The organism is Pectobacterium parvum (assembly GCF_020971565.1).
Lineage (GTDB): Bacteria > Pseudomonadota > Gammaproteobacteria > Enterobacterales > Enterobacteriaceae > Pectobacterium > Pectobacterium polare.
The window spans coordinates 932,783-945,546 of sequence record NZ_CP087392.1 but is presented as its reverse complement, the minus strand read 5'-3'; the positions used below and the strand labels follow the sequence as shown (position 1 = coordinate 945,546).

The window sequence follows — 12,764 nt, the reverse complement described above, 5'->3', positions numbered from 1 at the left end:
ATTCCTGGCTACCTTCAGCGGTCATTCAACCAGCCGAACATAGCCGCCCTCGGTTTCGATCTGGCCGGCAATACGATCCAGACGTCGGATCAATTGATCTTCAACGCCCTCAGCACCGAAGCCTGCACCATCGATAAAACTCATGCGTTTCTCACCCTCGGTGCAGACCAGCAGGCCTGGCGTCGCTTCGGCATCAAACAGGTTGCGGCCAAAATCCTCTGGGTCGCCGGGGCGAATGCCGACAAAATAGAATTTGATGTTGCGCGCGCGGAAGCTGGAACACAGATCGCGGAAGCGCTGCGCGGCAAAGGTACGGGCGGGATCCGTACCGGTTTGACCACTGAATGCATTGCGGTTGAAGTTATAGCTGTCGGTGTCGAACCAGTTACCAATCGTATTAGCCATCATCACGATCACCTTTTGCCCGTCACCGTTGCCGTCCAGATTGAAATCCAGCGGCAGCGTGGCATCGCCCCAACCGTCTGAACCACGCATAGTGGGTGACAGTGCCGCGCCAGCCCATGACATCGCGATGGCGTAGTTCGTATTGAAACGGGCGGAAAACTGTTCGATGCGCTGATTCAGCCGGCTTTCTTCATTGGTCAGCGGCATCAGTGCGGCATTGGGGCACCCTTTGTCCGCCACGATCCAGCGCGTATCCACCGCATCGTTATCGTCAAAATCGGGGTTCGGGCCGCGCCAGGAGATCGGCGGTGCGCCGGGGCTGCCGTTTTGCGGCAAATCGTGGCGGTAATAGACCTCGAATTGGCCAACGGGGGGTTCATCCCAGAAGAAATTTTCTTCTCGTCCCAGTCCGCGGTACATGCACAGCAGGTTGGCACGACGATCCGGGAAACGGCGGTCGGCGATACTACTCACCACGCCGCTGGCAAACAGCGAACGCAACTCCGGCGGGTTCAGCGCACCCGGTGCAGACCAGCGCCGAATGCGGTTGGCGTCTTCCGCATCGTACACATTCACCGACTGGCTGTACGGCACCAGCGATAGCCACAGGTTTTCACGTTTGCCGTCTGCGCTACTCAGCATGCGCTCGACGAAGCTACGGCTAACGCTTTTGAGCGAACGGATATCCCCTTCGCTCATATCCCCCGTCACTGGCATGACAAAGGCAATTTCGGTCGGACGATTGATAACTTCGGCGGTCGAGTACACTTCCTGCTTCCTCGCCCCGAGGTTCAGCAAACTGGGCTTGGTTTCGAAGGCGACGGTGACGGTATAGGTTTTACGCGTCTCGCTGTTGCGTCCTTCCGTGACGGCCACATCGCCCACCACCAGCTTTTCACTCAGGGCATTGTTCATCCCCAGATTATTTTTGACGTAGTCATACGCCAGCTTATTGGTCTCTTCCTGGCTGTATTCTTCGCCATTAATGGTCGCCTGATGCGCGACAGCCAACGCGGCGGCATCCGTCGCGCGTTTGATCTGCGTTGCATCACCGGTTGCCGTGGAGGTATCCACGATAAAAGCCGCTGTCACCAATAACGCCATCGCACCCAGTGCATAGAATCCGGTGCCCGCGCCTTTTTCCTGCTGAATAAAGGCAGACAAGCGTTCACGCCAGAACAGAGTAATTCCGGTAGCATCTTTTTTTACTTTTCTGTTCTGTAAGGTTTTTTTCATTCCTTCCTATCCTGTATTCCTGGATTCAGCGCGTACTTAACCCGCCCATAAAACGGGAAAATAAAAACGACATTGCTCACATGCCTATCGGTTTTTAATAGTTTCATTATTCCGGTAACGAGAAGCTCGCTGCCGTTTGCGGTCTATTGCCGCTTCTGTGTCTGGTATAAAACCCGTAACTATTGATCTTCTTCTTCCAGACCTGCCTCTTTTCTGAGTACCTCATCCAGTTCAACCACGTCGACAGCGACCCGGTTGACCGACGACGCATGTAGCAGGCCGCCCAACGACAGGCCGCCCAGCAGGCTCACATCTTTCCCCTGACGGCAGATCTCGACCACGATCATGGAGATATTCTTGCTGCCCTCTTCACGGTCTCTTTCCGGCAGTTCAGGAAGGTACTCCTCGCCCGGCAGGGTTTCACTTTCTTCGCACAGCGCCTCTGCCGTGCCTCTGCTCAACTGCCAGTGCAGCTCACCGGTCTGGCGCACGTTGCTGATTAACAGTTGGTAATTTCCTACACCTTCCGTTGGCAACATCGTATCGAGCAGCCCCTGTAGCCCACTCTCATCCAGCTTCTGCTGCATCGCTAATACTGACGCGATGGCACCTGCACGCTGTTCCATGCGTGTACGCTCAAGCCCGACGGTGTAGATATCCGCGCACAGCGATCCAATCGCCAACACAATCGGGAACGCTAACGCCGTTTCTACCGCAGTAGAAGCACGGCGAGAAAACCAGAAACGGCGTATCCCGCTCAGTAAACGACTGGCTTTCAGTAAACGACTGGTTTTCAATAAACGATCAGTCATTGCGCAGTTCCGTCCCAAACACATGTTTGTACTGATAGCGGAAGGTGTCGCCCAGCGTTAACACTTCCGGCAGCGGCGTAATAAACGCCTTTTTAATCTGCACCGTCACGGACCACACCGGCAGCGTCGTCGTTTCCTCGCCATTGGGGTTTTCCTGACTGCCATTGCCGTTCGTCAGCCCACCAAGCTGGCTCAGATTGTCGAAGTGCAATACGCTGACGGTTAAATCGTCTTCCTTGAGATAGCCGTATCCCGCTTCAACCATGCGCGCCTTTAGACGGGTTCCCATCTGCTCCGCGCTGTCCGATGCGAGATTATCGAGGCGGAAAGCCTGCACGGCTTTATCCAGCGCGGCACTACCGGCAGCAATCACCAGCCCGATACGCGCCAGTTCAAACAGCATCATCACCCCGACCAGCACCACCGGCACCAGAAACGCCACTTCCGTCGCGATCACGCCGCGCGTGCTGCGCCAGTGGCGTTCATGGCGCGGCACGATGCATTGCACTACGCTTTCATCACGCCACGGGCCGAGATGACGAAGCCACGCCATTACTCAGGCGTACTCAATTGCAGGCGTTGACGGCTGGATAACAGCAGCGCTTCACCACGAGATTTATCCTGCTGCATCTGCTGTAAACGCTGATTCAGCTCGTCAATCAGGCCATCAATACGCTGCGGCTGTGCAATGGTTGCCAGCGCAGCACGCGCATCATCGTCTCTGCCAGTCGAGAGATAGGCCAGTGCCAGATTCAGCCTGCCTGTCGCGTTGCTGTCATCCACCGAACGCAGCAGAGAAATCGCTTTGTCCGTATTACCGCTTGCCAGCCATGAGAGCGCCAGATTATTGAGTGCCGCGACATCCGCCGGGTTTATCTGCAACGCTTTTTCAAACAGCTGACGCGCTTCGGCGTGTTTGCCAGAGGCATCCATCACCACACCCATGCCATTGAGTGCGCCAGCGTCGTTCGGTTGTGCTTTCAGCGCACAGGTAAAGTCGGTTTGCGCCATCGCATTACGTCCTAATGCCAGCTGCGCACGGCCCATTCCCAGACACACCGCCAGCGCTTCTTCCGGCGTCATTTTGTTGGTATCGCCGCCCAATGCCTGGCGTGCTCGTCCGTACAGCTCCAGCGTTTGCTGCGGTGGACGTGCCAGAGCCGCCACGCTGGCATACTCCAGCATCTCTGCCCCTTTCAGCGCATCACGGCTGTCGAGACGCGCATATACTTCCGTCGCCGCTTCAACACGCCCTTGATCGCGCAGCAGACGCGCCAAACGCAGGCCTTCATCTTTGCTGCCTTTAATCGCCATCGAGCTGCTGCATCCCGCCAGCACGGTACTGACTATCAGCAGTGCCAGCATGGGCGCGCCGCGCTTAAGTTTTGCTACCAGATCGACCATCTTCGATAACTCCATCGGTTGTAACCTTGGTGATTTCCGGTTCATACCGGGAATCGATGTTTGTAAAATCATTACCTTTAAAATCAGTGCTTTTAAAACCAATACATTAAAAATAAAACGTTACTGCGCCAGCAGGCGGATCACTCGCACCAGTGCAGGCGATGCCATAATGGCGATAATCGGTGGCAGGATCAGCGCCATCAGGGGCACGCTCAGCTGCGCAGGCAATTTACCCGCCTTCTCTTCCAGCCCCAGAATCAGCGTCTTGCGGCTTTCATCCGCAATCGTGCGCAGCGCCTGAGACAGCGGCGTACCGTAGCGCTCCGCCTGAATCAGCGTCGCCACCATGCTTTCGATCTCGCTAACGCGGGTACGCTCTGCCAGATGCTTCATCGCCAGCGTACGATCCGACAGGATCTGTAATTCAGCGGCGGTATAGTGCAGTTCATCCGCCATTTCCGGTGAAGATAGCCCCAGCTCTTTCGATACCACCTGCAACACGCGTCCGATAGGCAGACCGGCTTCGGCGCAGACCACCATCAGATCCAGCGCATCCGGCACCGCTCGCGCCAGCTTTTCACCCCGACTTGCCGCACGCCACTTCAGCCACCATTCCGGCACCATCGAACCGACAAAGAAGCCGATCAGCCCCGCCGCTACGCCCGTCAGGCCCGCGCGGTCAGCAGGTGGCAACCATCCCCACACCAGCGCGATAGCGAACAGCGCCCCAGCGGCAAATTTTCCCATTACCAGCCAGCCCACCGCTTCGCTGCGGCGGATCCCAGCCAGATCCAGCAGGCGGCGCAGATTGCGGCGATCGCGATCCGATCCCGACAGACGCTCGCCCTGCGCGGCAACGGGCTGCAAGACTTTGTCTAACCAGGGAGATAATGCAGTTCCCTGTCCTCTCAGGATGTTTTCCTGAGAGCTCGCCTCTGTCGAAGTGACGGGCAGATGCCCGCGCATGCGGATTTCCAGCTGTTTGTATTGCTGGATTTTATGTTGTGTACGGGCCAGATAAATTCCAGCCACCATCAGCACAAGCGCCAACAGTAATAAGGGATCGTCAAAAACAGTCATGAGTAGCTCTCCCTTTACCCTATCCGTTTAACCATAACGTGCGTGATCAACATGCCAACCGAGACGCTGCACAAGGCGTAAATCAGTACCGTCGTTCCTACCGGATCGGAGAATAAGAAACTGAAATCCTCCGGTGACTTCATGTACAGATAGGCCAGACAGCCGGGGAACAGTGCGGCGACAATCTTGGCGGACGCTCGCGCTTCCGACGTTTTGGATTGCACTTTCAGCTGCAACTCCCGACGTTCACGCAGCGTAGCGGACAGACGCTCCAGCGTTTCCCCCAGTCGCCCACCCGCTTCCTGATTGATGATCAAAATCACCACGAAGAAACGGTATTCGGACATCGGCACCCGTGTAGCCGAGGCCTGGATCACCTGACGCAGCGGAATCCCCAGCCGCAGCCAGTGATCGATCGTCTTGAATTCATTCGCCAGCGGCCCGGTCAGGTGCTCCGCGACAATTGAGAAGGTATTCGCCACCGGCACGCCGGCACGGCAGCTGCGGGTAATGGCATCAATGGCTTCCGGCAGGCTCTCGCGCAGCGCTTTCAGGTGTTTTTGCAGCGTCGAGCGGAATAGCAGCATGCCGATACTGATAAACAGCACCAGCGTAAATATCAGCCCCCTCGTGAGCGGCAGCAGGGTGCGTTGTCCCAGAATCATGCCGAGAATCAGGCTCACCACTGCCAGCGAAAGGGAACGCTGAAGCAGGTTCTTTTTCCAGCCGATGAACGTCATCTGCGCCCAGAGGATCGCCAGCCAGCGCCCAATCACCGGGACACCCATCAGCGGCGTTCTGATCTCGTCGCGCAGAATGGAATCAGACGCCACGGCGGCAGCCGACGGACTGACCTCATCCAAAATCTGCTGCCAGCGTTGTTCGCGCTGCATGCGCTGCTGCCGTGACTTTTTCCAGGCGTTGATCGCCAGAAACAGCATCAGCACGCTGCCAAATACCAGCAGCGTGATCAGATTCAGGCGTAAATCACTCATCGGCGTCTCCTCAGTCCGTCATTGCGCATCAAACAAATGCGCTTTATCGCTGTAGAACTGCGGGCGCTGAATGTGCTGAACATATTCACCGGTCAACAGACCCTGTCCATCCATCCCCTGAATGTTGAAGCTGAACAGATCCTGAAGCTGGATCACTTCGTTCTCCATGCCACACACTTCGGTGATGGAAACCACACGGCGCATACCGTCACGCATACGTTCGATCTGCACGATCAGGTGAACCGCGCTGGCGATCTGACGGCGGATCGCCATCAGCGGCAGCTGCATATTCGCCATCATCACCATGTTTTCCAGACGCTGTATCGCATCGCGCGAGGTATTGGCGTGCACCGTACACAGCGAGCCGTCGTGACCGGTGTTCATCGCCTGCAACATGTCAAAGCTCTCACCGCCGCGCACCTCACCCAGAATGATGCGGTCGGGGCGCATACGCAGGGCGTTACGCATCAGATCGCGCTGGTCGACGCGGCCAGTGCCTTCGGCGCTGACAGGGCGGGTTTCCAGCCTCACCACGTGTTCTTGCTGCAATTGCAGTTCAGCGGCATCTTCAATGGTGATGATGCGATCGGTGATGCCGATTTTCTGCGACAGCGCATTCAATAAGGTGGTTTTACCCGCCCCCGTTCCGCCGGAGACGATCACGTTAACGCGCGCCTGCATCGCTTTGTTCAGGACATCCGCCATCGCGTAGGACATGCAGCGGCGCTCTGCCAGCATTTCCAACGACAGGTTGCGGCGCATAAACTTACGGATCGAGATCGTGGTGCCGTCGATCGCCAGCGGATAGGTGATGACGTTGACGCGGCTACCGTCCGGCAGACGCGCATCCACCATCGGGCTGGCTTCGTCGATACGACGACCCACCGCGGCGGCAATACGCTGCGCGGTGTTAAACACATGCTCTTCATCAATGAAGGTAATCGGCGACAGTTCCAGCTTGCCAAAGCGCTCGACAAACACCTGACCAGCACCGTTGACCAAAATATCGTTGACCGTGTCATCCGACAGTAGCGGCTGGATCGGCCCGATCCCGGTCATTTCATCCAGCATTTCAGCGGCGATAGATTCTTCTTCCTGCCGGGAAAGCTGCAAGCGCTGCTCATCACAGATGCGGCGGATCACCGTTTCGATCTGCACTAACAGCTTGTCACGCCCCATCATCGCCGCTTTACCCGCGTCGATCTGATCGTAGAGCTGTGCGCGGATAATCCGACGCTGGCTGTTTCGGTTGTCCGTCTGGCGGGCTGCCGGTGCAGATCCAGAAGACGTGTTCGCCGCAGGCTGTGTGCGGTTCTCCGCAGCCGGGCGCGTTTTCAGTTCTGCCACATTGGCAGCAGGCGCAGGCTGAGGCGTACTTTTTCCTGCTTCATTTTTTTGCAGGTTATTCTTGCGAATCAACATAATCCTTAACCCCAAAAAACAGTCCGTAACCCTTTGAAAAACGGTGCACGCTGAACATCATCACGCGCGTTTTAACCAACGTGAGAACCAGCGTTTTTCCGCCGGTCTGGCGCGCACGCCGCAGGCCAGATCGACCAGTTGGCGTAATCCCTGCTGGAAAGCAGGTGCCACAGCCAGATTCAGTGCACCGAGCGTCAGGCTCTGCGACAGCGCGTGGCCCGCATTCGGCAGCACGACATCAATCTTCCGGCCGGTAAATTGTTCAAACTGATCGCGGCTTAACGGCGCGGTCGTAGCAAAACGGCTCTGGTTATGCACCAGCAACAGGCGTTGTCCTTCGCTTTCATCGCCGATCTCATTCAGCACGCGCCGCACATTGCGCGCATCCTGAAGCGTCAACTCCGTCACGATGATGCGCAGATCCGCGTAGGTCAGCACGTCGAGCGCACCAGTCGGATAGCTGCTGGGCAGATCCCAAATCACCTGATTGAACATGCGGCACAGCGCACCACCGAGATTCAGCACGTTATCCACGTCAACCGGAGCCAATTCCCCCAGTTCCGGCTTCTGTGCCAGCAGGTGCAGACGGGTATCCACGCGCAGCATGGCGCGTTGCAGCAGTCGGGTATCCAGTTCCTGCGTACCCAGCACCGCCGCCAGACCCGCGTCATCGGTTTGTCCCTGCAATAGCAGTTGGTCACCGTTACGACGGTCAAAATCCACCAGTGCCACAGGCAAATGACGCTCGCCGGACAGCAGGCGACTCAGCCCCATCGCCACGGTACTTGCCCCACTTCCGCCGCTGGCGCTGACGACCGCAATCGTCCTGCCCATGCGGGCATATTCCGGCCCGGCCTGTTGGCCTTCACACTTCGCCAGCGTTGCCGCCAGCAGATCCAGCGTGAACGGCTTCACCAGATAGTCCACCACGCCCGCCTGGAGCAGTGCGCGGTACAAGCCGACATCCTGTTCTTTGCCCGTCGCAATCACCTGGCTGGTAGGGCCGCAGACGCTCAGCAGCTCTTCGAGTGCCGGAAGTGGCCAGTGCGCCCCTTCCAGATCCACCAGTAAAATGCGCGGCGGGACATTCAGCTCACACCATTGACGAGCCGCAGCGATACCGCCGGACATCACCGGTACATCCGGCTGTTTCAGGCGGGTGAAGAGATCGCTGATATCGGCCACGTCGCGTACATCATTGGCGAACGCCACCAGCGGCAGCGCCAGTTCTTCACCATCGTTAGGGGTAATTTCACTCATGGAATGTCACGCCCTTAATCTTCTTCAAAGTTAATGTCGATGAGCTCTTTCACTTCATCTTTGTGATAGCGTTCGATGCTATTGACCGCCGCCACACCATCCGCGCTATCCAGCGCTTTCGCCTGAATCAGATCGCGTGGTTCGGCGACCATCATCGCCAGATTGTTTTGCGTGGCGCAGCCGAGAGAACCAATTGCCTCATAAGGCTTCACCATCAGCTGATTGGGGTCATTGATCGTGCAGCGGGTGGTTTTGACCACCAGCGCCTCGGAGATCACCTCCAGATCGCCATTCTGTCCACTCGCCGTAGAACGGCGCATCTGCTTCACATTCTGTGCATTGGCACCGGCGTTTTTCAGCACGGTAGCCAGTCGCCCTGCCATCTGCTCACCGCTTGTGCTATGCGGGATCAGCGTCAGCGTCTGTGCGGAGAGCCGCCCTTGATCCTTCAGCATGATATTGAGCTGTCTCAAGGATTCAGGCAGGAACCCGCGCCCGTTCGGTGCAACCAGTAACGGCACTGATACCGATGAAGGCTGGACGGCAATCGGTTGAAGCCCAGGCTGGTCAAAACGCTGCATACGTACGTCGTTAATCGGCTTATTCCATCCGCATCCCGCCAGCAAAACAACGGCGGTCAGCACCGCCACACGCATGTGCAGCGGGCGAAGCAGGGGGTAACTGTTGTTGATCGTTTTCATGTTTTATTGCCCCTTGCGGACTCAGTAGAGATAGCCGATAGATGCAGAGCGCGGCATGGACGAATCCAGCATTTTTACGCCTTGTCCCGGTGTCTGAAGATCGCCCGCGTTAACTGGCTCAACGACATAGGCGGTCGCGATGATCACCAATTCCGTTTCTTCCTGACTGGTAGATTCGCTTTCAAACAGGCGGCCAAACATCGGAACGCTGCTTAATCCCGGCACACCGTTGATCGTCTGGCTACCGGCGCTACGCAGCATGCCCGCCAGCGCGAAGCTCTGTCCGCTGGCTAGCTCTACCGTGGTATCCGCACGGCGCACGGTTAAGGCCGGAATGCGCGATCCGCCTTCCAGCTGTACGGAACCGACGTCGGTTAGCTCACTGACTTCCGGTGCAATATGCAGGCTGATGCGGTTGGCAGACAGCAGCGTTGGCGTCATGCGCAGAATCACACCGTAGGATTTGTAATCGATGCTGACGCTGTTATTGGTGATCAGGACGATTGGCACTTCACCACCAGCGGCAAATGCAGCAGTTTCCCCTGACATCGCCGTCAGGTTTGGCTCGGCCAACACGGTCGCCATGCCCTGCTGGTTCATCGCGGTTAACAATCCGCTCAGTCTGGAGCGACCGAAGTTCAGGAAGCCAGTATCCGTTGGGTTAGCAAATCTTCCGGTCGTAGCGCTGAACAGATTAAGACGCGATCCGCTGCCTGCGGTCATGTTGCCGCTACCGGTGCTCAGTGATGCCGCCCAGTTGAAGCCCAGTTCACTGGTTAACTTGCGGGACACTTCCACCACACGCACCTGAATATTGATTTGCGAAGGCGTTTTGATTTTGAGCTGGTTGATCACTTTGCCGGAGGATTCGCTAGAGCCAGGCAGTCTTTCGCCACCGCCTCCACCACCCTGCCCGCCACCGCCGGCGGACGCGCTGATATAAGCCTGTATGCTGTCGATCACGCGCTTGGCGTCCTGCGGGGTATCGACGCTACCGCGCACAATCACACCGCTGGGAATCGAGGCTTCCAGTTGGATATCCGCACCGGGGAATTCACGCTTCATGCGTTCACCCAGCGCTTTCAAATCATGCTCGGACACCAGACGAATGGCGTTGATCACATTGCCATTTTCATCCATCGCATAGAGCGTGGTGGTACCGACGCTTTTGGCGTAGACAAACAGGTTACCCGGTGAAGGCAGTTCGAAACTGGCAATACTCGGATCGGCCACCAGCACGCTGTCCGGCAGCTCGCTGAGTTGCAATAACCGTCCCTGATTCACGGTCAGTCGTACCTCATCGGTTACCGGCGCTACCGATACCCCAGCAGCCAGCGTAGTCGCAGGCAACATCATCGTTGTCAGCGTGACAGGCAATACCGCATTAAACAGGCCAGCGGCCAGCAATCGTTTGCACGTACCCCGAAAGTCCGATTTCAAAAACAGCGAAAACATCGTCATTTACTTAATTTCCGTAATGGGCTTCATTTTTCCATGATCAGCTCGCGGCACCCCGCAGGCTGTCAGATTGCGTGTTCTTCCTATCGGGAGGGGAACGTCACCACGTCTTTTTGCTCGGCGCGATAGATTTTCACTTTATGTCCGCCGGACCCTACGGATAGTGCTCCGTAGATATCGGTCGCCAGCGGAACCGTGGTCACATGTGGTCGCCCTGTGGCCGGATCGACTACATCATCCAGATCGGCACTGCGCAGTGCCAAATGCAGAATGCCCAGCTCTTTGGCAACCGCCAGCGCTTCAGCCTGCTGCGGCGTCACTTCCAGCGTCACGGTTTGATAGGTTGCAGGACGAGAACGCACGGCAGGCTGACGGCTTTTGGCGGTGGCATCAAGCACCGTACCGTCTTCCTCAGCTTCAAAGCGTGGGTATACCGGCGTACCGGTTTTATCGTTCAGCGCCAATACGCGTAAATCGCGCACGATCGTTTGTGATGCCAGCAGCGGCATCACAACAGGCTGATTACGGCTTGCAGGTAGCTCTGACTGATCGTCTCGTCTCATGCTGAGGATCACATCAACACGATCGCCAGCGGACACTAGCCCGGCATTACTCGCAATAGCGCTGGTAGGAACGGAGATAGCACGCATCCCTTTACGCAGCACAGCAGCAACGAAGCCCGGCTCATTGGGGTTCACAACAGCATTACTGCTGAGCCACGCGCCTTCCTTCACCGTTTCACGCAGGGTCGCGCCCAATAGCGGGGACTTGCTGTCCGGCCCGCGAACGAAGTTAAACGCACGGGAAACCGATTCATCCGTGGTCTGCCAACGCAACGAGGTAGAATCAATGAAATCACCGGGATGCAGATCTTTCGCGGCCACCAAAACAGCAGTTTTTTCCGGCGCTTTAACCACGACCGGAGGCGGCGCAGGGGGTTCAGAAGAGAGATGGCTACGCACCATCAGCGCAACAATGCCTGCCAGAACGAGCGCGCCTGACAGTACGTATGTAGAGTTCACTTTCATTTCAACTTGCCTACCCTAGCGTGTGTGTCTTAAAGCTGCGACAGAATTAAAACAAGGGAAAAATCAGGACATATATCGCGCCGAACGCAATGGCGACGCCGTAAGGTATGCCTTGAGAAAGATCGGCGGGCAACGCGGGTGGCATAGGCAACCGACTCTTGAATATCCGGTTGGTGGTTTGAATGCCCATCGCCACCGCTGTGGGTACGGTATTCAGCAGCGGCAGGCTAAGCGCCAAAACACCGCCAGCCAGTGCCGTCACCATGACGAAAACGATCTGGTGTCCTTGCCCGACCCACAGGCACAGCACACTCATCAGCTTGACATCCCCAGCGCCTAATCTGCCGGTGAGGAAAAGCACAAATCCCACAACCAGTACTGCCGCCGCGCCTGGCAGCGCCCAGAGCGTTTTGCGTAGTGCCAACATATCTAACGCACCGTCTTGCAGGACATGTGAAGCGCTGAAAAACAGCCAGCCCAGCAATAAAATCAGTACCGCCTGATTCGTAATTTTGCGTACTAACAGGTCGGTACTGATACACCACAGCAGGCACCCTATCAGCAGTACCGTCTGCGGCCAGTGCACGTAATCCGCCATCTCTCGCTTATTTCGCTGCGCCGGATGTACCGCCGCTGGTGCCCGTACCGGTAATTTGATCGGCGATTTGGCTGAATTTCTCATTCAGCGCTTTCACGAAGATACCGTCGCCGCCGAAAATAGCGCCGATGGCTGCCGCCATTGCCGCCGCAAGAATGCCGTATTCGATTGCCGTTACACCGCTCTCGTCACGCAGGAAAGAACGCAATTTTGCTTTCATGTTTTTCATGGGAAGACTCTCTAATCCGCAGGCAAAGAAATCATGGCCTACTCGGAAATTCGGGGGGTGCCATGATGATAATAAGATTAATAATGAGACTTATTATCAAGCGCCGCAAGCAGTAGAACATTAATATTCGTTAATC

The 12,764-nt window shown here is 56.7% G+C and carries 13 protein-coding genes; all 13 read right to left on the bottom strand.

Features of this window, described 5'->3' with window-relative positions; genetic code table 11:
- Positions 1-21 precede the first annotated feature (21 nt).
- Positions 22-1,641, bottom strand: a complete 1,620-nt coding sequence (locus LOZ86_RS04300) for a pilus assembly protein TadG-related protein (protein WP_111778389.1) — start codon at positions 1,639-1,641, stop codon at positions 22-24.
- A gap of 179 nt (positions 1,642-1,820) precedes the next feature.
- Positions 1,821-2,453, bottom strand: a complete 633-nt coding sequence (locus LOZ86_RS04295) for a TadE/TadG family type IV pilus assembly protein (protein ID WP_230242864.1) — start codon at positions 2,451-2,453, stop codon at positions 1,821-1,823.
- Positions 2,446-3,006, bottom strand: a complete 561-nt coding sequence (locus LOZ86_RS04290) for a hypothetical protein (RefSeq protein ID WP_230242862.1) — start codon at positions 3,004-3,006, stop codon at positions 2,446-2,448. Before LOZ86_RS04290 ends, LOZ86_RS04295 begins: the two co-directional genes overlap by 8 nt.
- Entirely contained in the window at positions 3,006-3,857 is an 852-nt protein-coding gene (locus tag LOZ86_RS04285; RefSeq protein ID WP_039485818.1) for a tetratricopeptide repeat protein, read from the bottom strand. Before LOZ86_RS04285 ends, LOZ86_RS04290 begins: the two co-directional genes overlap by 1 nt.
- 120 nt (positions 3,858-3,977) lie before the next feature.
- On the bottom strand, positions 3,978-4,937 hold the full coding sequence (locus LOZ86_RS04280; RefSeq protein ID WP_039485821.1) for a type II secretion system F family protein: 960 nt from the start codon (positions 4,935-4,937) through the stop codon (positions 3,978-3,980).
- 14 nt (positions 4,938-4,951) lie between these two features.
- Positions 4,952-5,932 carry a type II secretion system F family protein gene (locus tag LOZ86_RS04275; RefSeq protein WP_230242860.1) on the bottom strand — a complete coding sequence of 327 codons (981 nt, stop codon included), beginning with the start codon at positions 5,930-5,932 and terminating at the stop codon, positions 4,952-4,954.
- Positions 5,933-5,950: 18 nt separating this feature from the next.
- Positions 5,951-7,354 carry a TadA family conjugal transfer-associated ATPase gene (locus tag LOZ86_RS04270; protein WP_039485826.1) on the bottom strand — a complete coding sequence of 468 codons (1,404 nt, stop codon included), beginning with the start codon at positions 7,352-7,354 and terminating at the stop codon, positions 5,951-5,953.
- A 60-nt stretch (positions 7,355-7,414) separates the two neighbouring features.
- On the bottom strand, positions 7,415-8,614 hold the full coding sequence (locus LOZ86_RS04265; protein ID WP_039485829.1) for a CpaE/TadZ family protein: 1,200 nt from the start codon (positions 8,612-8,614) through the stop codon (positions 7,415-7,417).
- 14 nt (positions 8,615-8,628) lie between these two features.
- On the bottom strand, positions 8,629-9,315 hold the full coding sequence (locus LOZ86_RS04260) for a CpaD family pilus assembly protein (RefSeq protein ID WP_039485831.1): 687 nt from the start codon (positions 9,313-9,315) through the stop codon (positions 8,629-8,631).
- A gap of 21 nt (positions 9,316-9,336) precedes the next feature.
- Positions 9,337-10,776, bottom strand: a complete 1,440-nt coding sequence (locus LOZ86_RS04255) for a type II and III secretion system protein family protein (RefSeq protein ID WP_039485835.1) — start codon at positions 10,774-10,776, stop codon at positions 9,337-9,339.
- 80 nt (positions 10,777-10,856) lie between these two features.
- Entirely contained in the window at positions 10,857-11,801 is a 945-nt protein-coding gene (gene cpaB, locus LOZ86_RS04250) for a Flp pilus assembly protein CpaB (protein WP_039485838.1), read from the bottom strand.
- Between the two features lie 46 nt (positions 11,802-11,847).
- Positions 11,848-12,399, bottom strand: a complete 552-nt coding sequence (locus LOZ86_RS04245; RefSeq protein WP_039485841.1) for an A24 family peptidase — start codon at positions 12,397-12,399, stop codon at positions 11,848-11,850.
- Positions 12,400-12,406: 7 nt separating this feature from the next.
- On the bottom strand, positions 12,407-12,628 hold the full coding sequence (locus tag LOZ86_RS04240; RefSeq protein ID WP_010285252.1) for a Flp family type IVb pilin: 222 nt from the start codon (positions 12,626-12,628) through the stop codon (positions 12,407-12,409).
- Positions 12,629-12,764: the final 136 nt, after the last annotated feature.

Coding starts and splice junctions, on each gene's coding strand:
- LOZ86_RS04300 (WP_111778389.1), bottom strand. CDS start 1,641: ATGAAAAAAACCTTACAGAACAGAAAAGTAAAAAAAGATGCTACCGGA.
- LOZ86_RS04295 (WP_230242864.1), bottom strand. CDS start 2,453: ATGACTGATCGTTTATTGAAAACCAGTCGTTTACTGAAAGCCAGTCGT.
- LOZ86_RS04290 (WP_230242862.1), bottom strand. CDS start 3,006: ATGGCGTGGCTTCGTCATCTCGGCCCGTGGCGTGATGAAAGCGTAGTG.
- LOZ86_RS04285 (WP_039485818.1), bottom strand. CDS start 3,857: ATGGTCGATCTGGTAGCAAAACTTAAGCGCGGCGCGCCCATGCTGGCA.
- LOZ86_RS04280 (WP_039485821.1), bottom strand. CDS start 4,937: ATGACTGTTTTTGACGATCCCTTATTACTGTTGGCGCTTGTGCTGATG.
- LOZ86_RS04275 (WP_230242860.1), bottom strand. CDS start 5,932: ATGAGTGATTTACGCCTGAATCTGATCACGCTGCTGGTATTTGGCAGC.
- LOZ86_RS04270 (WP_039485826.1), bottom strand. CDS start 7,354: ATGTTGATTCGCAAGAATAACCTGCAAAAAAATGAAGCAGGAAAAAGT.
- LOZ86_RS04265 (WP_039485829.1), bottom strand. CDS start 8,614: ATGAGTGAAATTACCCCTAACGATGGTGAAGAACTGGCGCTGCCGCTG.
- LOZ86_RS04260 (WP_039485831.1), bottom strand. CDS start 9,315: ATGAAAACGATCAACAACAGTTACCCCCTGCTTCGCCCGCTGCACATG.
- LOZ86_RS04255 (WP_039485835.1), bottom strand. CDS start 10,776: ATGACGATGTTTTCGCTGTTTTTGAAATCGGACTTTCGGGGTACGTGC.
- cpaB (WP_039485838.1), bottom strand. CDS start 11,801: ATGAAAGTGAACTCTACATACGTACTGTCAGGCGCGCTCGTTCTGGCA.
- LOZ86_RS04245 (WP_039485841.1), bottom strand. CDS start 12,399: ATGGCGGATTACGTGCACTGGCCGCAGACGGTACTGCTGATAGGGTGC.
- LOZ86_RS04240 (WP_010285252.1), bottom strand. CDS start 12,628: ATGAAAAACATGAAAGCAAAATTGCGTTCTTTCCTGCGTGACGAGAGC.